Origin of the sequence: Rhodanobacter sp. C01, from assembly GCF_002001045.1 — a bacterium.
Classification (GTDB): Bacteria; Pseudomonadota; Gammaproteobacteria; order Xanthomonadales; family Rhodanobacteraceae; genus Rhodanobacter.
In genome coordinates, this window is sequence record NZ_MUNR01000014.1 from 464,917 (window position 1) to 484,675 (window position 19,759).

Annotated in this window: 20 protein-coding genes; 4 read left to right on the forward strand and 16 right to left on the reverse strand. The window is 63.9% G+C overall.

Annotation, left to right across the window (positions count from 1 at the left end; genetic code table 11):
• Nucleotides 1-627 precede the first annotated feature (627 nt).
• The 3 genes from B0E50_RS16270 to B0E50_RS16280 form a co-directional block, all read right to left on the reverse strand.
• Nucleotides 628-1,680 carry an alpha/beta hydrolase gene (locus B0E50_RS16270; RefSeq protein WP_254427317.1) on the reverse strand — a complete coding sequence of 351 codons (1,053 nt, stop codon included), beginning with the start codon at nucleotides 1,678-1,680 and terminating at the stop codon, nucleotides 628-630.
• 419 nt (nucleotides 1,681-2,099) lie between these two features.
• Entirely contained in the window at nucleotides 2,100-2,654 is a 555-nt protein-coding gene (gene yjgA, locus B0E50_RS16275; protein WP_077442363.1) for a ribosome biogenesis factor YjgA, read from the reverse strand.
• Between the two features lie 29 nt (nucleotides 2,655-2,683).
• Complete coding sequence (locus B0E50_RS16280) at nucleotides 2,684-2,938, reverse strand: DUF1653 domain-containing protein (protein WP_077442364.1); 255 nt, start codon at nucleotides 2,936-2,938, stop codon at nucleotides 2,684-2,686.
• A 105-nt stretch (nucleotides 2,939-3,043) separates the two neighbouring features.
• Here B0E50_RS16280 and pmbA point away from each other — a divergent pair, with 105 nt between their 5' ends.
• The 3 genes from pmbA to B0E50_RS16295 all read left to right on the forward strand — a co-directional run bounded on the left by pmbA (nucleotide 3,044) and on the right by B0E50_RS16295 (nucleotide 5,623).
• The gene (gene pmbA / locus B0E50_RS16285) at nucleotides 3,044-4,411 is read left to right on the forward strand and encodes a metalloprotease PmbA (protein WP_077442365.1); all 1,368 of its coding nucleotides are present in this window, start codon (nucleotides 3,044-3,046) and stop codon (nucleotides 4,409-4,411) included.
• A 129-nt stretch (nucleotides 4,412-4,540) separates the two neighbouring features.
• Nucleotides 4,541-4,978, forward strand: coding sequence for a DUF4870 domain-containing protein (locus tag B0E50_RS16290; RefSeq protein WP_077442655.1), 438 nt, complete (start codon nucleotides 4,541-4,543; stop codon nucleotides 4,976-4,978).
• 282 nt (nucleotides 4,979-5,260) lie between these two features.
• Nucleotides 5,261-5,623 carry a DUF805 domain-containing protein gene (locus tag B0E50_RS16295; RefSeq protein ID WP_077442366.1) on the forward strand — a complete coding sequence of 121 codons (363 nt, stop codon included), beginning with the start codon at nucleotides 5,261-5,263 and terminating at the stop codon, nucleotides 5,621-5,623.
• A gap of 54 nt (nucleotides 5,624-5,677) precedes the next feature.
• Here the strand turns inward: B0E50_RS16295 and B0E50_RS16300 are convergent, their stop codons facing one another.
• The 5 genes from B0E50_RS16300 to B0E50_RS16320 form a co-directional block, all read right to left on the reverse strand.
• Nucleotides 5,678-6,586 carry a farnesyl diphosphate synthase gene (locus B0E50_RS16300; protein ID WP_077442367.1) on the reverse strand — a complete coding sequence of 303 codons (909 nt, stop codon included), beginning with the start codon at nucleotides 6,584-6,586 and terminating at the stop codon, nucleotides 5,678-5,680.
• The gene (locus B0E50_RS16305) at nucleotides 6,570-6,827 is read right to left on the reverse strand and encodes an exodeoxyribonuclease VII small subunit (protein ID WP_077442368.1); all 258 of its coding nucleotides are present in this window, start codon (nucleotides 6,825-6,827) and stop codon (nucleotides 6,570-6,572) included. The genes B0E50_RS16300 and B0E50_RS16305 overlap by 17 nt, the downstream gene beginning before the upstream one ends.
• A gap of 77 nt (nucleotides 6,828-6,904) precedes the next feature.
• The gene (gene tilS / locus B0E50_RS16310) at nucleotides 6,905-8,206 is read right to left on the reverse strand and encodes a tRNA lysidine(34) synthetase TilS (RefSeq protein ID WP_077442369.1); all 1,302 of its coding nucleotides are present in this window, start codon (nucleotides 8,204-8,206) and stop codon (nucleotides 6,905-6,907) included.
• Nucleotides 8,207-8,216: 10 nt separating this feature from the next.
• Complete coding sequence (locus B0E50_RS16315) at nucleotides 8,217-8,957, reverse strand: NYN domain-containing protein (protein WP_077442370.1); 741 nt, start codon at nucleotides 8,955-8,957, stop codon at nucleotides 8,217-8,219.
• Nucleotides 8,958-9,099: 142 nt separating this feature from the next.
• Nucleotides 9,100-10,056 (reverse strand): acetyl-CoA carboxylase carboxyltransferase subunit alpha, encoded by a 957-nt coding sequence (locus tag B0E50_RS16320; RefSeq protein WP_077442371.1) that lies wholly within the window; start codon nucleotides 10,054-10,056, stop codon nucleotides 9,100-9,102.
• A 157-nt stretch (nucleotides 10,057-10,213) separates the two neighbouring features.
• On the opposite strand from B0E50_RS16320, the gene B0E50_RS16325 reads away from it, so the two are divergent.
• Nucleotides 10,214-10,591 carry a YajD family HNH nuclease gene (locus B0E50_RS16325; protein ID WP_077442372.1) on the forward strand — a complete coding sequence of 126 codons (378 nt, stop codon included), beginning with the start codon at nucleotides 10,214-10,216 and terminating at the stop codon, nucleotides 10,589-10,591.
• A gap of 108 nt (nucleotides 10,592-10,699) precedes the next feature.
• Here B0E50_RS16325 and dnaE read toward each other — a convergent pair whose 3' ends face one another.
• From dnaE to lpxD, 8 genes are all read right to left on the reverse strand, one after another.
• Complete coding sequence (gene dnaE / locus B0E50_RS16330) at nucleotides 10,700-14,239, reverse strand: DNA polymerase III subunit alpha (protein WP_077442656.1); 3,540 nt, start codon at nucleotides 14,237-14,239, stop codon at nucleotides 10,700-10,702.
• Between the two features lie 124 nt (nucleotides 14,240-14,363).
• A complete protein-coding gene (locus tag B0E50_RS16335; protein ID WP_077442373.1) occupies nucleotides 14,364-14,906 on the reverse strand; it encodes a TlpA disulfide reductase family protein in 543 nt (180 codons plus the stop codon).
• 80 nt (nucleotides 14,907-14,986) lie between these two features.
• Nucleotides 14,987-15,187 (reverse strand): hypothetical protein, encoded by a 201-nt coding sequence (locus B0E50_RS18290; RefSeq protein WP_077442374.1) that lies wholly within the window; start codon nucleotides 15,185-15,187, stop codon nucleotides 14,987-14,989.
• A gap of 295 nt (nucleotides 15,188-15,482) precedes the next feature.
• On the reverse strand, nucleotides 15,483-16,055 hold the full coding sequence (rnhB, locus tag B0E50_RS16345; protein WP_254427318.1) for a ribonuclease HII: 573 nt from the start codon (nucleotides 16,053-16,055) through the stop codon (nucleotides 15,483-15,485).
• A gap of 76 nt (nucleotides 16,056-16,131) precedes the next feature.
• On the reverse strand, nucleotides 16,132-17,349 hold the full coding sequence (lpxB, locus tag B0E50_RS16350) for a lipid-A-disaccharide synthase (RefSeq protein ID WP_077442376.1): 1,218 nt from the start codon (nucleotides 17,347-17,349) through the stop codon (nucleotides 16,132-16,134).
• Between the two features lie 78 nt (nucleotides 17,350-17,427).
• Nucleotides 17,428-18,201: an acyl-ACP--UDP-N-acetylglucosamine O-acyltransferase gene (gene lpxA, locus B0E50_RS16355; protein WP_077442377.1), complete on the reverse strand. Its 774-nt coding sequence runs from the start codon at nucleotides 18,199-18,201 to the stop codon at nucleotides 17,428-17,430.
• Nucleotides 18,198-18,671, reverse strand: coding sequence for a 3-hydroxyacyl-ACP dehydratase FabZ (gene fabZ / locus B0E50_RS16360; protein ID WP_077442378.1), 474 nt, complete (start codon nucleotides 18,669-18,671; stop codon nucleotides 18,198-18,200). The genes lpxA and fabZ overlap by 4 nt, the downstream gene beginning before the upstream one ends.
• Nucleotides 18,664-19,710, reverse strand: coding sequence for a UDP-3-O-(3-hydroxymyristoyl)glucosamine N-acyltransferase (gene lpxD / locus B0E50_RS16365; protein WP_077442657.1), 1,047 nt, complete (start codon nucleotides 19,708-19,710; stop codon nucleotides 18,664-18,666). Before lpxD ends, fabZ begins: the two co-directional genes overlap by 8 nt.
• Between the last annotated feature and the right edge of the window lie 49 nt (nucleotides 19,711-19,759).

The following is a 19,759-nucleotide window of genomic DNA, read 5'->3' on the forward strand; positions in this document are numbered from 1 at the left end:
GCCAGGTCTACCAAGCCGCTCCAAATTGCAGCGCGACCTGGGGTGACATGAGACGCATGTGGATCCATGGATGTGCGTGGATCGAACAGGCGTCAGATGGATCGGCGCCGGCAGCCTCCAACCAATCGCCAACCGATTGGGTCATCTCGGCCCTGTGTCCCATGGTCGACACTGGTCCCATGCGTCGGGATCCGTGATGCTGTGTTGTAGTGAACCATAACACCACATCGAGCGAGATCAACGAGGAACAGGCCATGACTGATGACCTACTTGCACATGGATGCTTGTCCGCGTGTCATGTAGGCCGCGTCGCGTTATATGGACAAATGAGCCGTATGGCCCTGGAGCCGATCGGCAGGTGCCAAGTGGGGTAGCCTCTATCTCTTCGGCTAGCTTTCTCTTTGGCAACCGCAAAGAGAAAGCAACTCGGCCTCCGCAGGAGGACGAAAGCTCTTGCTCCGAATGCGGCAAAAGCATCGCGCACAGGGGTGCTTCTACACACGTCCACATAAAGCGGACGCCCCAGCCCTCAGCCGCAACATTCGCTTTCGGCTGATAGCGAACACGCACAAGATGGATCCAGGCATCGGGATGTCCGGGGACGTCCCGATGCCGCCGTGCTCTGCGTTACTGATCGCGCGCAACTTCTGCTGGCGCCGCGTCCCCTGCTTTCTGAGCCAGCGGCAACGCGTCGGTTACCAGATGCATCAAGAAGCGGCCTGGTTGTTCCTGCATGATCATGTGGGCCGAGTCGGCAAACGTCACCAGTCGCTTCGACGGTGCATGGATATCCCCGAACCACTTTTCCGTCAGATCGTGTGCCGTGGTGTAGTCGTGCTGTCCCACGAATACGATCACCGGGCAATCGAACCGTGTGGTGTGATCGAAGTCGACAGCCAGCAGCGGCTGCAGCAAATGATTAAGCGAAAACAGACTGCCCTTGCCGATCGCGACGAGGTCCGCGTGGCTGTAATCGGGCGATAACGACTCGGCATCGTCTTCGAACTGATAGTCCTGACGGCCATAGGCGAGGCCGCCGTAATACATCTCCCATTTGCTGCGCACGCCGATGTTGTCGAGGGTCAGCTTCGGGCCCGGGTAGGGGGCCATGGCTTTCAGCTCGCGCACCGCCTGTGCGTTGCCATGTGCCAGCGCCTCACGCAGGGCGAAGGAGTAGCCAACCTCTTCGTTGTGGCGTCCATTCACGACCTGCCCGACCGAGATATACGCGTAGAACCAATCCGGATGCAGCTGGGCCAGATGGACGCCAAGCACGGTGCCCCAGGAATGACCCAGCAGGAAGATTTTCCGCTTGCCATAGTGCTGACGCAGGTATTGCACGACCTGTGCAGCATCATCCGTCATGCCATCGACGGTCATGCCGGGCGCCATCGCCTGCTCTGAATTGGCTGCATAGGTTTTGCCGGCGCCTCGCTGATCCCACTGCACCACGGTGAAGTAATCCTCCCAGGGCGTCTGGAATGTATAGGCCTCCGGCATGGCTGGGGAAGCTGGACCACCGTGCAGGAACAGGAGGATCGGATTGCGCCGATCCTTGCCGCGAATCGACAGCCATTGGTCGATGCCATTGATGCGCACCTTGATCCTTTCATCGACACCATTCGGCGAGACGATCTTGCGATTGCTCTCGAGGATCCGGGTGACCTCGTCGTGCGACATCAGGGGCGATTTGTCCTGGGTCGGCGCCGCCGCACTGGATGCAGCAGCGGGTGCTGTGGCAGAAGAGGCATGGTACGAGGCCATTCCGATGGCCACAGCCAGTATGAAAAGAAGATGCGTGCGGAACATGGCCAACGAAGTTCTCCTTGTGTGGATATCTGGTAACCCACCGTGCCCATCGAAACCGGCGAAAGTGGGAGTGACGACAACTCATGCGCGCATGCGAACACGATGTCGTTGTATCCAGATGGAGCAAGCCATATGCCAACGGGAGATGCGTGGTTGACGCCAGTCAATGCAAGAGTTTGATGACTGGCTGGGCATACGTGTCCGCGTCCGCGGACAGGTTTGCGGACGTCCGGCCAGTGCGTGCTGGCAGACGCCGGGATGTCCGGCGTGGGGCGATAGTTGACGCCTGATTACGCCTCGATCGAACCGTCTTTCTGATTCAGATCTTTCAACAACTGAAAAATCTCCCGATACGCCCTCGGCGGCTTGTTCGGCGTGTCCTTCTCGACGCGTGCCTGCCGTACCAGCGAACGCAGGTGCTGGCGATCGACCTGCGGATGCTCGGCAATCAGTTCAGAAAGTGCGCTTTCGTCTTCGGCGACCAACCGGTCACGCATCGCTTCAAGGCGGTGCATCGCGGCGGTTTCCTGGCGCTGCTTTTCACGGTTCTCGCCGAGTTCGGCGCGCACCGAGGCGAAGTCTTCCTCGCCGTAGCGGCGCATCACCTTGGCCAGGAAAGCCATCTGGCGCTTGCGCGCGATGTGCGCGGTGATGCGGCGGGTCACGTCGATTTCGCGGCGAACGTCTTCCGGCAAGTCGAGCTTGGCCAGCCGGCTTGGCTGTAGTTCGATCAGCTGGTGCGCCAGCGCCAGCATGGCGAGTGCCTCCCGGCGCTGCTGGGTACGGCTGGGACCGTAGTCCGCCTCGTCGAGTTCGGTCTGGTTGCGGCTGCGGCTCGGGCTCACGGTTTCAATTCCAGAAGATGGATCGTGGATCAGGTGTGGTCGTCGTCATTGGCCGGTTCGGCCGGCTCGTGATCAGCTTGTTCCAGCGCGAAACGGGCGATCGGTTCGCCATCCAGCTCGATGGTTTCGCTGAACATCGCTGCAGGGCGTACCCACAAGCCGCGATCGCCGTAGAGCGCCTGGTAGACCACCAGCGGTTCCAGCGTTTCGCTGTGATGGGCGGTGCCCAGCACGCGGTAGCGCTGGCCCTTGTAGTGACGATAGATGCCGGCGGTGGGTTGCATGGCGTACTCCGCAGCTCTTTGCATTTCATCGCCGCGGCCCCATGTCGGAGGTCCAGCGGTCGCGAACCGCCTATTCTACCCGCCTAACCCCCAGGAAAGCCCAACGTGAGCGAAGTCGCCATCAGCCAGGACCGCAGCCTGTACGAACTTGACCGGCTGGCCGAGCTGGCCGAGGACGTGATCCGCCGCGCGCGAGCCGCCGGGGCCAGCCAGGCCGAGGTGGCCGCCAGCATCGACACCGGGCTGAGCGTCAACGTGCGGATGGGCGAAGTGGAGACGGTCGAGCATACCCGCGACCGCGGTTTCGGGCTTACCGTGTATTTCGGCCAGCGCAAGGGCTCGGCCAGCACCGCCGACCTGCACCCGGATTCGATTCAGGCCACGCTGAATCAGGCCTGCGCGATCGCGCGCTATACCGAGGCCGATCCGGCAGCGGGTCTGGCCGACGCTTCGCGCATGGCGACATCGTTTCCCGATCTCGACCTGTGGCATCCGTGGGACATCGACACCACGCGTGCGATCGAGCTGGGCATCGAGATCGAGGATGCCGGCCGCGCGCATGCCGGCATCAGCAATTCCGACGGCGCCAGTGTGCAGGCTGGGCAGGGCGTGTCGGTCTACGCGAACTCGCACGGTTTCGTCGGGCGCGAGCGTGGCACGCGGCATTCGTTGTCACTGGCGCTGATCGCCGGTGACGAGGACGGCATGCAGCGCGACTACTGGTACGACAGTGTGCGCGCGGCCGGTGATTTCATCAGTGCGAAGGCGCTGGGCGACAGGGCCGCCGAACGCACGCTGGCGCGCATGGGCGCGCGCGGCCTGTCGACGCGGCAGTGCCCGGTGCTGTTTGTACCGGAGCTGGCGCGTGGCTTGATCGGCCATCTGCTCAGCGCGGTCAGTGGCGGTGCACTGTATCGCCAGGCCAGCTTTCTGCTCGACCACATTGGCAAGCCGGTGATGCCGGCGTGGCTCAACATCCATGAGCGGCCGCATCTGCAGCGCGGCCAGGGCTCCGGCAATTTCGACGCCGAAGGCGTGGCTACCCGCGACAGCACCTTGATCGACGGCGGCGTGCTGGCGCGCTACGTGCTGGGCAGCTATTCGGCGCGCAAGCTGGGGCTGGAATCGACCGGCAACGCCGGCGGCATCCACAACCTGATTGTCGAACCGGGCAGTGCCGATCATGCGCGGGACGACTTTGCCGGCATGCTGCGCCGGATGGGCACCGGCCTGCTGGTGACCGAGGTAATGGGGCAGGGCGTGTCCACCATCACCGGCGATTATTCGCGCGGCGCGGCCGGCTTCTGGGTCGAGAACGGACAGATCGCGTATCCGGTGGAAGGGATAACCATTGCCGCAAACCTGCGCGAGATGTTCAGCGAGATCGTGGCGGTGGGTACCGACGTCGATCCGCGCTCGCACCTGCTGACCGGCTCGATCCTGCTGGAGCGGATGACGGTGGCCGGCGAGTAAGCTGCTGCAAGTTTCCACCCCTGCCGCAAGTTCACTCGGCAAGTCGCCAAAGGCTTGCTAGCATCCATCTCACCGGCGCCAGGCCGGCCAGCCGTCAATTGACAAGCTGTCGACTTTGAGGAGATGCGCATGAGCGTTCCACCCGAGTCCGTCATTCCGCCTTCGCCCGACGAACCTGCGCAGGCCGGGCTTGCTCCGGCTGACCAGCGCCAGTGGGCGATGTTCGCGCATCTGTCCGCGTTGCTCGGTGCCATTCTTACCGGTCCATTCGGTCATGGCTGGGGTTGCTTCATCGGCCCACTGATCATCTGGCTGGTGAAGAAGGACACCATGCCGTTCGTCGATGACCAGGGCAAGGAGGCGTTGAACTTCAACATCACGGTGGCGATCGCGTTCCTGGCACTGCTGCTGTTGTCGGTCGTGACGTTCGGCATCGGCCTGTTCATCGCGATTCCGCTATGGGTGATCATCGGTATCGCTTGGCTGGTACTCACCATCATCGCGGCGATCAAGGCGAATGAGGGAGTGCGTTACCGCTATCCGTTCACGTTGCGACTGATCAAGTAGTCCGGCGTTTTCCGCCCAACAGAAAAGCAGCCATTCGGCTGCTTTTCTGTTGGGCAAACCAGCGGGTTGTCGGAGCGGCACGGGCATCTGCAGGACTGGTCATTGAGGCCATCCAATAGCACAGGCATTGGATGGCATAACGCAGCCTCTTTCCAATAGACTCGGCTGGTTTTCACTGGTCGACCAACCCGGCGACCGCGCATGAATTCAGGGGTGTAGACGAAGGCAAGGGGATCCCGTTCGCGGGAGTGGGCACCAATCCATAGGCAAGGGGAAATATTCATGGGTTTCTTTGACTGGTATCTGAAGTGCATCAAGAACCATTACGCGGATCTCGATGGGCGCGCCCGACGTACCGAATACTGGATGTTCTATCTAGTCAACCTGATCATCGTGATCGTGCTGGCACTCATCTCAAGGGCTATGGGATCTCAGGTGCTCAGCACGTTGTATGGCTTGGCGGTGCTGGTGCCACACATTGCGGTGGCTGTGCGTCGCCTGCATGACACAGGGCGCACGGGCTGGTGGTTGCTGATTGCGCTGATCCCGGTGATCGGCTGGATCTGGATCATCGTGTTGCTTGCCACCAACGGGGATCAGGGTTCTAACCAGTACGGCGCCGACCCGAAAGAGGGCGTGGCCTGAAGGTCTGATCAGGTTGGAACTCCGGTTTGAATGGGGCGGCGCAAGCCGCCCTTTTCAATGCGCGCGGTGGGCGGCGTAACGCGCCAGCTCGGCCAGCAGCGACCCTTGCTCACCGAATGACGCGATCGCGGCCAGCGCAGTCTCGGTCAATTCCGTCAACCGGGCGCGCGAAGAATCAACGCCGATGATCGAGGGGAAGGTCGGCTTGTCGGCAGCGGCGTCCTTGCCGGCGGTCTTGCCGATCACCGCCGATTCGCCTTCCACATCGAGGATGTCATCGCGTACCTGGAATGCCAGGCCGACGGCGTGGGCATAGCGGTCCAGCGCATCCAGCGTGTCCGCATCGGCGCCGGCGATAAGCGCACCCAGCTGCACCGAGGCGCGAATCAGCGCGCCTGTCTTGCAGGCATGCATGTGCTCAAGCTCGACCAGGGTCAGCTTGCGGCCGACCGCGGTCAGGTCGAGCGCCTGGCCGCCGGCCATGCCTTCGGCGCCGCAGGCGCGACCGAGCGCGTGCAGCATGGCCACGACGGTTGCCGTATCGACCTGCTGTGTTGTGTCGTTCGCGAGAAGCTCGAACGCCAGCGCCTGCAGCGCATCGCCAGCGAGGATCGCCATCGCCTCGCCGTAGACGATGTGGCAGGTCGGCCGGCCGCGACGCAGGGCATCGTCGTCCATCGCCGGCAGGTCGTCGTGTACCAGCGAGTAGGCGTGGATCAGCTCGACCGCGCAGGCAGCTGCATCGAGTGCCGCTTTATCCGTGCCGAGGGCGTGGGCTGCGGCATAGACCAGCAAGGGGCGCAGCCGCTTGCCTCCGCCGAGTACGGCGTAGCGCATCGCGTGATGCAGTTCGACAGGGGATTGTTCGGCCGGCGGCAGGCTGCAGTCCAGCGCCTGTTCGGCACGGATGATCAAGGCTTGCAGGGCAGGGCCGAGCTCGGCTGATTCAGAGTTCGGGTTCAAACGGTTCGGCGTTTTCGGGAGCATCGGGGTCAAGCAGCAGACGGACGCGCAATTCGGCCTGCTGCAGCGACTGCTGGCAATGACGATAGAGGCCGATGCCGCGCTCGAACGAGGTGAGTGATTCGTCGAGGCTCATCTCGCCGCCTTCCATCTTCGCGACCAGCTGCTCCAGCTCGTCGAGGGAGTGTTCGAAGTCGGCGACGGGAGGGGTCTTGCCGGATGCGGGAGCGGTCTTGGCCATGGCCCGCAACGCTAGCGCAGCGGCCGCGCGGAATCAATCGGCGCAAGATCGCAGGAGGGCTATTGGCGTGACCTGGATCAACGTGCCGGCAGCCAGCGCGGTACGCCGCCGGCCTGCTGGAAGATCACGACGCCACGGCTGGTGATCCAGCGGTCGGCCACCGCGACCAGCTCGTCACCGGCATACAGCAGCGGGCAGACGTTGCGCTGCCAGGGTGGTAACTGCCTCTGCTGGAACAGGTGGCGCAGCTCGCGGGTGTGTGCATCGCCGGCCGGCTTGATGCGCTCGCCACCCTGGCGCAGGCGCACGGTCAGCGGCTCGGCCAGATGGGCACCGGCCTCGGCGAGCGATAGCTGGCCGCCGTCGGGTAACGGCAAGGCCTCGCCATGCCAGGAGGCCTGCCAGTCGGGATCAACAGCTTGTGCCGGCGGCAGTGCCCACAACCGATCCTTCCAGATATGCAGTTCGGCACCGGCCCAGCGGATGCATGGCAGCTGGCCGGCACGCGCGCTGCACTGGCGTTCGATCTGCCGCCGCTGCGCGGTGGTGGGTGCGGGAAGGTTGCGTGCATGCAGCCAATGGTCGAGCAGCGGTTCGCGCAAGGCGGAATCCAGCGCCAGCCAACCGGCGGCATCCAGGCTGCCGGTGGCGGGATCGTGCAGCACATCGAACACCGCCAGCCATTGCGTCCGCAGGGCGTCGGCGGCGGCATGGCAGAGCGCGGCGCTATGCAGGATCGAATCGGCTGCCTGCGGCCAGTGCCGCGTCAGTTGCGGCAGTATCTCGTGACGCAGATGGTTGCGTGCGAGCCGGGTGTCGGCGTTGGAAGGGTCGTCGATGCAGTCAAGCTCATATGCCTCTACATAATCCCGCAACTGCCGTCGTGACAGGCCCAGCAGTGGCCGCCATAGCTGGCCGGGGCCAAACGGGCGCAAGGCGCGCATGCCGCCCAGGCCGTCGGGGCCGGCGCCGCGCAGCAGCTTGAGCAGGACCGTCTCGACCTGGTCATCGCGGTGATGGCCGAGCAGCAGCCATTCGCCTTCGTGCAAGTGCGTCGCGAGCGCGTCGTAACGCGCGCGGCGCGCGGCCGCTTCCAGGCCGTCACCCTTGTTCGCGTGGACTTGCACGCTAAGCACCTCGCACGGCAGCCCCAGCGTGGCGCAGAAACGTCGGCAATGCTCGGCCCAGGCAGCGCTGTCGGCGTGCAGGCCATGATCGACATGCAAGGCGCGCAAGCCGCGCGCCCGTGCGACGGGGAGTTGCGTCAGCGCGTGGAGCAGTGCGGTGGAATCCGGGCCGCCACTGAAGGCCACGCACAACTCCGTCGCCGGCGCGGTCGCCAGAGCAGAGAGCAGATGCTGGTGCGGCAGTTCGCTCACTTCGAATCGCTCATTTCTTTGGGACGCGGGGTCGCACGTAGATGTGCTTGCCGTTGCCGATCTGGCGTTCCTCGGTATCGAACAGGCCGACGCCCTTGATCAGTCCGCTGAGCTTGGCGAAGCCGTAGTTGCGCGAGTCGAAATCGGGTGACTGCTTGTTGATGATGCTGCCGATTGCACCGAGGCCGGCCCAGCCGGTGTCATCCGACGCCGCCTCGATGGCATGGCGCAGCATGTTCATCAGGTGGCTGTCACCACGCAGTTCCTTCGCCGAACGCTGCTTCGGTGCGGCTTCGGCCTCGGCGGCGGTCGAGCCGGCCAGTACCTCGGTGTAGATGAACTTGTCGCAGGCGGTGCGGAACGGCTCCGGCGTCTTGCGCTCGCCGAACCCGTAGACAATGCGACCGGACTCGCGGATGCGCGAGGCCAGCCGTGTGAAGTCGCTGTCGCTCGAAACGATGCAGAAACCGTCGAAGCGTTCGGCGTAGAGCAGGTCCATCGCGTCGATGATCATCGCCGAGTCGGTGGCGTTCTTGCCGACGGTGTAGCGAAACTGCTGGATCGGCTGGATCGAATGGCGCAGCAGCGCTTCCTTCCAGCCATTGAGGTCGGGTTTGGTCCAGTCGCCGTAGATGCGCTTGACGTGCGCGGTGCCGTACTTGGCGATCTCCGCGAGCAGGCCTTCGACGATCGCCGGGCGCGCGTTATCGGCATCGATCAGGACAGCGAGCTTGGTGGTGTCGTGGGCCATGGCGGGGATCCGTCGGGAAAGGATGTGCCGATGGTAGCGCCGGGCGCAGCCTAGATTGTAGGAGCCCACCCTGTGGGCGATGCTCTTCGCTCGGGATTCGGTAAAAAGCATCGCTCACAGGGTGGGCTCCTACGGGGCGCGGTTATTCCTGGTACGCGCCGTAGCTGCGCAGACGCTTGTAGCGCTGTTCGAGCAGGTCGGGTAGCGGCATCGCCTCCAGTTCATCGAGCTGGTTCAGCAGCACGGCTTTCAGGCGTACTGCCATCGAGCGCGGGTTGCGATGGGCGCCGCCGAGCGGTTCACGCACCAGCTTGTCGATCAGACCCAGTTCCAGCAGGCGCGGCGCGGTCATGCCGAGGGCCTCGGCGGCGTCTTTCACCTTGTCGGGGCTCTTCCACAGGATCGAGGCGCAGCCTTCCGGCGAGATCACCGAATAGGTCGAGTACTGCAGCATCAGGGTGCGGTCGCCGACGCCGATCGCCAGTGCGCCGCCGGAGCCACCTTCACCGATCACGGTGCAGATGATCGGCACCTTCAGTTCGGCCATTTCCAGCAGGTTGCGTGCGATCGCCTCGCTCTGGCCGCGCTCCTCGGCGCCGACGCCGGGATAGGCTCCGGGGGTGTCGATCAGGGTCAGCAGCGGCAGGCCGAAGCGCTCGGCCATCTTCATCAGGCGCAGTGCCTTGCGGTAACCCTCGGGGCGCGGCATGCCGAAGTTGCGGCGTACCTTGTCCTTGGTGTTGCGGCCCTTCTGGTGGCCGATGATGACCACTGGCCGACCGTTGATGCGGCCGAGGCCGCCGACGATGGCCGCGTCATCCGCGTACATGCGGTCGCCGGCCAGTTCGTGGAATTCCTCGCAGATCACGCCGATGTAGTCGAGCGTATACGGACGAGCTGGGTGGCGCGACAGTTGGGTGGTCTGCCAGGAGTTGAGGTTGCGGAAGATCTCATTCGTCTTGAGCTTCAGCTTCTCGCGCAGCCGGCCGACTTCCTCGTCAATATTGAACGCCTGGCCGTGGCTGGCATGGCGAAGCTCTTCGATCTTCGCGTCCAGTTCGGCGATCGGTTGTTCGAAATCGAGGAAGTTTGGGTTCATTCGTTGCATTTCATGGCACTGAAGCGGCCCAGTATACCGTCACGCAGGAAAACGCGAGAACGCCCCCGTATGGCTGTGACGGACCCGACAGATGCATGCCGGACCCCGGTGGATTGCGCTATCGTCCCCATCAAGAACTGCACAGCCGGATTCGAGCATGCCGATCAAACCGCCCATCGACAATGCCAAGCTCGACCGCATCGTGGCCGAGGCCCGGCGCAACGCCGAGCAGCGCGAGCTGGGTTACCGCGAGCGCGCGCTGAAGATGTATCCGTGGGTCTGCGGCCGCTGCGCGCGCGAGTTCACCCGCGCGAACCTGCAGGAATTGACCGTGCACCATCGCAATCATGATCACGATTTCAACCCGCCGGATGGCGGCAACTGGGAGTTGCTGTGCGTGTATTGCCACGACAACGAACACTCGCGGCATATCGACCATGTGCGTGGGGGCGTAATGGAAGTCGAGGATGCGCCGCCGGCTACCGGCAATCCGTTCGCGGATCTGAAGGCGATGCTGGAGCGGGGCAAGAAGTAAGGGCGCACTGGCTCGATCGGTAGGAGCGCACCCTGTGCGCGATTGCTCTCTCGCGAAACCGTAAAAGCCTCGCACACAGGGTGTGCTCCTACAGCCAACGGCGGTGGGTCAATCCTGCTGCTTGACGATACGTAGTCGTGCCGCTTGCACGCCAGGTAGTGCACGCACGGCGCGCAACAGTTCCGGGATCGCCTCGACGCGCCAGTTCTCGCCCAATTCGAGGTCGGCCTGGGCGCCGTGGTTGCGGTAGCCATGCAGGGTCACACTGGCGCGGCCACCGCGATAACCGGCCAGCGCATGCTGCAGCTGTTCGACGAAGCCGGGGCCGATGCCGTTCAATTTCAGCTGCAGCAGCCGGGCGTGCTTGCGGCAGGCATCGGCGAGCGAGATGGCGCTGCGCGCGCGCAGTTGGAAGCCGCCGCCGGAGAAATCGTCGATGCGCAGGCCACCCTCGACGATCAGCATCTGGTCGCGGGTGAGCAGGGGCGCGATCTGCTGGTACAGCTCGCCGAAGAAGCTCACCTCGATGATGCCGCTGCCATCTTCCAGCCGTACGAAGGCATCGCTGTCGCCACGCTTGCGCACGGCGGTGACCATGCCGGCGACGGTCCACGGCGTGTCCGGCCCGCGGCGGAAGCGGTTGTTGTCGCCGTCATCGTTCTTGCGCGGCTTCGGTGGCTGGTAGCGATCGCCAATCTCGCCGAGCGGGCAGGTGGAGAGCTGCGCCAATTCGTCCTTCCACGGGTCGGTGGGATGGCCGGACAGGTAATGGCCGAGCGTGTCGCGCTCGCCTTGCAGCTTCTGCTCCAGCGGCCATTCCGGCGCCGTCGGCAGATCGATGTGTACCACCGGTGTCGCCGCCCCGGTCGCGGCACCGAACATGTCGTTCTGGCCAGACTGCTTGTCGCGCAGATGCTGCTCGGCCGCCTTGATCGCATCAGGCAGCTGCAGCATCAGGCTGGCGCGGGTGGGCGCCAGCGCATCCAGCGCCCCGGAATAGATCAGCGCTTCCAGTACGCGGCGGTTGAGCTTGGTCGGGTCGACGCGACGGCAGAAATTGGCCAGGTCGGTATACGCGCCATGAGTACGCTCGGCGACGATCGCTTCGCAGGCACCCTGGCCGACGCCCTTGATCGCGCCTAGGCCGTACTGGATGGTCTTCGGTTCGACCGCGACGAACATGTACTCGGACGCGTTGACATCCGGCGGCTGCACGGTGATGCCGAGCGCGCGCGATTCATCGAGGAAGGTCACTGCCTTGTCGGTGTTGTCCATGTCGGACGAGATCGTCGCGGCCATGAACTCGGCTGGATAATGCGCCTTCAGCCATGCGGTCTGGTACGACACCAGCGCGTAGGCGGCAGCGTGCGACTTGTTGAAGCCGTAGCCGGCGAATTTTTCCATCAGGTCGAAGATGGTGTCGGCCTTGTCGCCGGTCAAGCCATCCTTTGCGGCGCCCTCGCGGAACTTGGCGCGCTCCTTCGCCATCTTCTCGACGTCTTTCTTGCCCATCGCGCGGCGCAGCAGATCGGCGCCGCCGAGCGAGTAGCCGCCGACGATCTGCGCCATCTGCATCACCTGCTCCTGGTAGACCATGATGCCGTAGGTCTCTTGCAGGATCGGCTCGACGCGCGGGTCGGGATATTCCACGTCCTCGCGGCCATGCTTGCGCGCGATGAAGCTGGGGATCAGGTCCATCGGGCCGGGACGGTACAGCGCCACCAGCGCGATGATGTCCTCGAAGCGGTCGGGCTTGGCATCCTTCAGCATGCGCTGCATGCCGGAGGATTCGAGCTGGAATACCGCGACGGTCTGCGCCTTTTTCAGCAGCTCATATGGCTTCGGATCGTCCAGCGGCAGTTGCGAAATATCCAGCGGTGCTTCGCCGATTTTCGCGCGGCGTGCATTGATCGCCTTCACCGCCCAGTCGATGATGGTGAGCGTGCGCAGGCCAAGGAAGTCGAACTTGACCAGGCCGACCGCCTCCACGTCGTCCTTGTCGTACTGGGTCACCACGCCACCTCCGCCCGCTTCGCAGTACAGCGGCGCAAAGTCGGTCAACGGGGTCGGCGCGATCACCACGCCACCGGCGTGCTTGCCGGCGTTGCGGGTGAGGTTTTCCAGGCTCAAGGCCAGGTCGATCAGGGCGCGGGCATCCTCGTCCTGATCGTAGGCGTCGCAGAATTCCTTGACGACGCGGTCGGTCTCTTTCTTCGACTTCTCCGAGCGGCCGAGCGCATCGGACAAGGTGAGATCGAGCGGCCGCGGCGGCACCATCTTGGCCAGCCGGTCGACTTGGCCGTACGGCATGCTCAGCACGCGACCGGAGTCGCGCAGCACGGCCTTGGCCGCCATCGAGCCGTAGGTGATGATCTGGCTGACGCGGTCGCGGCCGTACTTGCGCGACACGTAGTCGATCACCTCGTCGCGGCGATCCATGCAGAAGTCGATGTCGAAGTCGGGCATCGACACGCGTTCGGGATTGAGGAAGCGCTCGAACAGCAGGTTGAACTGCAGCGGATCCAGATCGGTGATCTTCAGCGCCCAGGCGACCAGCGAGCCGGCACCGGAACCACGGCCCGGGCCGACCGGAATGCCGTTGTCCTTGCCCCAGCGGATGAAGTCCGAAACGATCAGGAAGTAGCCGGGGAAGCCCATCTTGATGATGACGTCCAGCTCGCGTTCCAGCCGTGTCTCGTAGTCGGCCAGCGTCTGGCCGGCGGCGAGCGGCGCCAGCGCGAGGCGCTCCTTCAGGCCTTGCCGCGACAGTTCGCGGATGTGGCTGTCGAGGTTGTAACCCGCAGGTACCGGAAAATCGGGTAGGTAGTACTTGCCGAACTCCAGTTCCACATTGCAGCGTTTGGCCAACTCGACGCTGTTTTCCAGCGCCTCGGGGAGGTCGGCGAACAGCGCAGCCATCTCCACGGGCGTCTTCAGGTATTGCTGGTCGCTGTAGTCGCGTGGGCGCTTCGGATCGGCCAGCACGCGGCCCTGGTTGATGCATACGCGGGCTTCATGCGCGCTGAAGTCGTCCTGCTTCAGGAAGCGCACATCGTTGCTGGCCAGTACCGGCAGGCCGAGTTCGGCCGCCAGCGCCAGCGCTGCGGTATTCCAGTTTTCCTCGCCGTCGCGGCCGCAGCGGGTCAGCTCCAGATACAGCCGCGCGGGGAACAGCCGCAGCAGCGGACGCAGCTTCACCAGTGCCGCCTCGACACCCTGGTTCAGCGCGATGCGGCCGACCTCGCTCTCGCGACCGAGCAGGGCGATCAGGCCGCGAGTGGCGTCGGCACTCAGCCAGCCAGCCTCGACCAGCGCACGACCGCTGTGCTGCCCTTCCTGCCATGCACGCGAGACCAGTCGTGACAGGTTGAGATAGCCATCGCGGTTCTGGCACAGCAGAGTGAGTCGCCACGGGCGCGGGTCGTCCAGTGCGCTGATCCACAGGTCGCAACCGCCGATCGGCTTGATGCCGGCGGCGCTGCACGCCTTGTAGAACTTCACCAGCGCGAACATGTTGCATTCGTCGGTGAGCGCCACCGCCGGGATGCCATCGCGCACGCACGCGGCGACCAGCGCCTTGATGCGGATGGTCGAATCGACCAGCGAATATTCGCTGTGCAGGTGCAGGTGGGTATAGCGGACGGTCATGCCGGTTTGCGCGGTGAGTCCATGCAGGCTACCCGGCGCTTGGCCCAGCGGCAAGATTGACTTCCGTGCGGTTTGCGCCATGCATTGCGGCAGCTGGAATCAGACCGCCGACTGGTGTCGATGATCAATGGTTACCGGTGATTCCGGCGACGGTCGGGAGCGGTTCAACGAGCAGATCATTGATCTCGCTCACCAGGCTGTCGAGCATGTCTTCGCCGTAGCCGACATGGACATGTGCCACCGTGCCATCGCGATGCAGCATCACCATCACCGGGATACCCTTGTCGCTGCTATAGGGCTTGCCGATCGCACCGGTTCGATCCCAGGTGATCAACAATCCCGGCAATCGCTTTCTGAGCACACGGGCGCTGTGCGCAAATGTGTCGTGGTCTTCCTTGGAGTCGACCGCCACGACTTGCAGCGACAGACCCCGCTGGGTGGCCAGCGTCTGCAGACCTGCCAATACCGGCATCTCCTTCATGCAGTAGCCGCACCAGGTTGCCCAGAAGCTGATCACCACGACCTTGCCGTGCAGAGACGATACGGTGACAGCGGGTCCCCCCAATGTCGAGCCCAGCGCATCCGGTGGCGTATCACCGGGACGCACCTGTGCCCTTGCGGCAACACAGAACATCAACCCGAGCAGTGCGAAAGCGATCCTGCGCATCTCATTCCCCCCATGGATGCCAGCCAGCATAGCAACTGCCGGTGCGGGCCGGGGTGGCCTCATGCGCTCAGTATTCCGTCCTAGCGGACGTGAAAGCGCTCGCCGTCGCCGTGCTCTTCTACGTAATGGTCGAGGCTGCGCACCAGCAACGGATGCAGGTCGTAGTCGGCATGCAGCGGATCATCCAGGTCAGGCATGGCCAAAGCCGAGGGGGTGATGAGTGGCACTGGCACCGGGATATTCGCCGATGGTGGCGATGGGTGGTTGCTTGGAAGTGTCATGGCATGAGTCCTGCGATCTGTTGGGGCGCTGATGAAGGCGCCCATGGCAGCAGCTGGTCGGCATGCAAGGGCTGGACAGGCCGAAGTTGCTGGCGCGTCCGTGCAGGCGGGGATTCCTGTAGTGAAGGATGCGCCTGCACAGGAAAAAGTTGCATAGACGAATGGGCTATACGGATCAATCTCAGCGACGGCGGGAGGATACGTCTGCACCTGCTGAATGCCCGTTGCCCCCGATCTTGTTGCAACGGATTCAGAACTGGCCCGATCAGAACATATCCGATCAGGGCATGCCCGATCAGAACAGGTTCGCCTGATCCAGTAACAGTCGCACCGGGGCAAAGCTTCGGCGGTGCTGTACGCATGGCCCGAGTAATTGCAACGAAGCCAGATGCGCCGGGGTCGGGTAACCCTTGTGCACAGCAAAGCCATAACCTGGGTGGGTGGCATCGAGTGCCACCATCAGGCGGTCGCGGGTGACCTTGGCCAGAATCGAGGCTGCGCTGATGGCAGGCTCCAGTGCGTCGCCGCCGACGATGGCACGACCGGGGCACGGCAGATCCTTCGGCAGCTTGTTGCCGTCGATCAGCGCCTCATGCGCGGTTGGCACCAGGCCGGCCACGGCACGGCTCATGCCGGCCATGGTGGCCTGGAAGATGTTCAGGTGATCGATTTCGTCCGGCTCGATCAGCACCACGCAATAAGCCAGTGCGTGTTCGATGATCAGCGGATACAGCGCCTCGCGTCTTGCCTCGGTGAGTTTCTTCGAATCGTCGAGACCGGCAATCGGATGATCCGGGTTCAGGATCACGGCCGCGACCGCCAGCGGGCCGGCCAATGGCCCGCGACCTGCTTCGTCCACCCCGGCCACAAGCCTGCTGTTTGTGTTCGTATCCGCTCCCTCATGGGGAGCGGTTTGAGGTGAGGGGTGCGTGCTTACGAAAACCCTATCCACCGGCAAGCCTTTCGTCGACCAATTCCGCAATCGCCGCTGCCGCGCGGTCCCCGGCATGATCTTGCATGTCGCCGCGCAATGCCTGATGCAATTGTTCGAACGCGGCGACGACATGGCCGCGGCGTTCGCTGTCCCTGAACAGTGCCAGGGTCGAGGCAGCCAGATTCGCGGCCGTGCAGTCGTCCTGCATCAGCTCAGGTACCAGCAGGTCATCACCGAGGCCATTCGCACGCGCCAGGATGTTGGGCAGCGAATAGATGTCGGTTTTCAGCATCTTCATGGCACGCGCGATGCGATAGCTCAATGGAGCGACGCGATAGCCCACGACCATCGGACGTTTCGCCAGCATCGCCTCGAGTGTGGCTGTGCCGGAGGCCAGCAGCACCACGTCGGCAGCCAGCATTGCCTCGTGCGCGTGGCCATCCAGCAGGAGCGGCGCAGTCTCGTCGTGCTGGCCCTTCGCCAGCAACTCCCCGAGCCTGGCATGAACCTGCGGATTGGCTGCCGGAATCACGATTCGCAGCCCCGGAATGGCGGCGGCTACTTGGGTGGCAGCATCGATGAAGATCTGTCCCAGTCGGGACAGCTCGGACAGTCGACTGCCGGGAAGTACGGCCAGCACAGGGGCCTGCTGTGGCAGTTGCAGCACATCGCGCGCACCGACACGGTCGGACACCAGGGCGAAGCGATCGGCCAGCGGATGGCCGACGAAGCATGCGTCGATACCGTGCTTTGCATAAATCGCCGGCTCCATCGGGAACAGGCACAGCACCCGGTTCGCGCTGCGGCCGATCTTCTCCGCGCGTTTCTCGCGCCAGGCCCACACTGACGGACTCACGTAGTGCACGGTCAGCAGGCCGGCCTGTTTCAGCCGTTGCTCCACGCCGAGGTTGAAGTCGGGTGCGTCGATGCCGATCACCACGACCGGGCGTACCGCCAGCAGGCGCGCCACGAGTGCCTTGCGCAACCGCAGCAACCGCGGCAGGTGACTGACCACTTCGCTGAAGCCGAACAGCGAAAGCTCGTGGATGTCGTACCAGGATTCGAAGCCTTGCGCCTGCATGCGGGTGCCACCGATGCCGACGAAACGGGCCTGCGGGTAACGTTGGCGCAAGGCGATGATCAGGTCGGCACCGAGCTGGTCACCGGAATCCTCGCCAGCGAGAATGGCGATGAGGGGAGCTGGGCTGGAGACGTCAATGTTTTGCATTTCGTCTCCTTCGTAAAGCGAAAACCAGAGCGTGCTTTTGATTTTCCGATAAGCGTTTCACGCTTGTCGGGGCGCATATCAGCGGGCGAGCGCTCGCTCGCTGTGGTCGAGAAACTCCAGCATCGCGCGGACGTCGTCGCTCTGCTGTGCCTGTTCGACCAGCTTCTCGCGCGCTTCCGGCAGCGACAGGCCAGCCATGTAGAGGGTGCGGTAGGCACGCTTGATCGCGGCGATGCGCGTGGCATCGAAGCCGCGTCGTTTCAGGCCTTCGCTGTTGATGCCGCGCGGACGGCCCTGCTGCTCGTTCGCCATCGTCACGAAGGGTGGCACGTCATGGCCGACCAGGCAGCCCATGCCGATGAACGCGTGCGCACCGATCTTGCAGAATTGATGTGCGCCGGAATAACCGGCAAAGACTGTCCAGTCGCCGACTTCCACGTGTCCGGCCAGCGCGGCGTAATTGGAGAACACCACGTGGTTGCCAAGCTGGCAGTCGTGCGCAATGTGCACGTAGGCAAGCAGCCAGTTGTCGTCGCCGATGCGGGTGGCGCCGCCGCCGTCGCCAGTACCGCGATTGATGGTGACGAATTCGCGGATCAGGTTGCGATCACCGATGACCAGCTCGGTACGCTCGCCGGCAAATTTCTTGTCCTGCGGAGCGCCGCCGAGCGAGGCGAACTGGGCGATGCGGTTGTCACGACCGATTCGCGTCGGCCCCTCGATCACCACATGCGGGCCGATCACCGTGCCATCGCCAATGACCACCTCGGCACCGATCACGCTGTACGCACCGATGCTGACGTTGGCGCCGATCACGGCGGATGGATCGATCAACGCGGTGGCATGGATCATTTGTCGGACCTCGCGGCACACATCAGTTCGCAACTGGCCACTTCCTTGCCATCGACCAGGGTGCGTGCCACGAACAGGCCCATGCCGCGCATCAGCCGCTTCAGCGTCACCTCCATGCGCAACTGGTCACCCGGCACCACCGGCGCATTGAAGCGCGCGTTGTCGACCTTGACCAGATAGAACAGCGGGTTGCCCTGGTCGCCCTTGAGGTGCCGGCTGATCTGGGTCAGCAGGCCGGCGGTCTGGGCCATCGCCTCGACGATCAGCACGCCGGGCATGACCGGATGGCCGGGGAAATGTCCCTGGAAGAACGGCTCGTTGATGGTTACGTTCTTCAGTGCGACCACGCTGGTATCGGGCACGATCTCGATCACGCGGTCGACCAGCAGGAACGGGTAGCGATGCGGCAGCAATTGCTGGATCTGCTCCACATTGATCGGCAACGACAGGGACCCGGTTTTCTCACTCATTGTTGCTGTCCTTCTCCAGCGCCGACAACCGGCGCGCGTACTCGTCCAGATGCTTGAAGCGCGCCGCGTTCTTCCGCCATTGGCGGTTTTCCTGCAGTGGCACGCCGGAAGAATATTCACCCGCCTCGCGGATCGAGTGCGTGACCAGGCTTTTGGCGGTAATGGTAACCCGGTCGGCCAGTTCGAGATGACCCAGCACGCCGGCGTTGCCGCCGATCATGCAGTATCGGCCGATTCTTGCGCTGCCGGCCACTGCCGCACAGCCGGCCATCGCGGTGTGCGCGCCGACATGGACGTTGTGGGCGATCTGGATCTGGTTGTCCAGCCGCACGTCCTCTTCCAAGACGGTGTCGTCCAGCGCGCCGCGGTCGATCGTGGTGTTTGCACCGATCTCGCAGTCGTCGCCGATGCGCACGCCGCCGAGCTGCGGCAACTTGACCCAGCCGCCGTGGTCGGAGGCGCTGCGGTCGAAGGCCAGGCCGAACCCATCCGAACCGATCACCGCACCAGGATGCACCAGCACACGCCTGCCCAGGGTCACGCGGGTCACCAGGGTCACCCGGGCGACCAGCCGCGACTGTGCGCCCACGGTGCAGTCCTCGCCGATGATGCAATGCGGACCCAGTACGGCACCGTCACCGATCACGGTACCGTCACCGATCACGCAGCAAGGGCCGATGCTGGCACTGCTGCTGACCTTCGCGCTGGCGGCAACCACCGCGCTGGAATGGATGCCTGGCGGTGCGAGCGGCAGGCGTTCGAACAGTGCGGCGATTTTCGCGTAAGCCACGTAAGGGTCCGCTGCGACCAGTGCAGCCACGGAACAATTGGCCAAATCCTCTTCGCGCAGTACGACTACTCCGGCACGGGTGACGGCCAGTTGCGCGGTGTATTTGCTGTTGGAGAGAAAGCTCAGCTGGGTGGGGCCGGCACCGGCCAGCGTGCCGACACCGTCGAGGCGGATGCCGGGATCGCCGTGGCTGGTCAGGCCGAACCGTTCGGCGAGTTCGGCGAGGGAATAGGTACTGTGCGCGCTCAAGATGCTCTCCGTGACACTGCAGTCATTGTATCGACAGCCAGCCATCCTG

Coding starts and splice junctions, on each gene's coding strand:
- B0E50_RS16305 (WP_077442368.1), bottom strand. CDS start 6,827: ATGGCCAAGACCGCTCCCGCATCCGGCAAGACCCCTCCCGTCGCCGAC.
- B0E50_RS16335 (WP_077442373.1), bottom strand. CDS start 14,906: ATGCGCAGGATCGCTTTCGCACTGCTCGGGTTGATGTTCTGTGTTGCC.
- B0E50_RS16290 (WP_077442655.1), top strand. CDS start 4,541: ATGAGCGTTCCACCCGAGTCCGTCATTCCGCCTTCGCCCGACGAACCT.
- B0E50_RS16325 (WP_077442372.1), top strand. CDS start 10,214: ATGCCGATCAAACCGCCCATCGACAATGCCAAGCTCGACCGCATCGTG.
- B0E50_RS16295 (WP_077442366.1), top strand. CDS start 5,261: ATGGGTTTCTTTGACTGGTATCTGAAGTGCATCAAGAACCATTACGCG.
- B0E50_RS16315 (WP_077442370.1), bottom strand. CDS start 8,957: ATGGCCCACGACACCACCAAGCTCGCTGTCCTGATCGATGCCGATAAC.
- B0E50_RS18290 (WP_077442374.1), bottom strand. CDS start 15,187: ATGACACTTCCAAGCAACCACCCATCGCCACCATCGGCGAATATCCCG.
- B0E50_RS16270 (WP_254427317.1), bottom strand. CDS start 1,680: ATGTCGCACGACGAGGTCACCCGGATCCTCGAGAGCAATCGCAAGATC.
- lpxA (WP_077442377.1), bottom strand. CDS start 18,201: ATGATCCATGCCACCGCGTTGATCGATCCATCCGCCGTGATCGGCGCC.
- B0E50_RS16280 (WP_077442364.1), bottom strand. CDS start 2,938: ATGCAACCCACCGCCGGCATCTATCGTCACTACAAGGGCCAGCGCTAC.
- B0E50_RS16320 (WP_077442371.1), bottom strand. CDS start 10,056: ATGAACCCAAACTTCCTCGATTTCGAACAACCGATCGCCGAACTGGAC.
- lpxB (WP_077442376.1), bottom strand. CDS start 17,349: ATGCAAAACATTGACGTCTCCAGCCCAGCTCCCCTCATCGCCATTCTC.
- dnaE (WP_077442656.1), bottom strand. CDS start 14,239: ATGACCGTCCGCTATACCCACCTGCACCTGCACAGCGAATATTCGCTG.
- fabZ (WP_077442378.1), bottom strand. CDS start 18,671: ATGAGTGAGAAAACCGGGTCCCTGTCGTTGCCGATCAATGTGGAGCAG.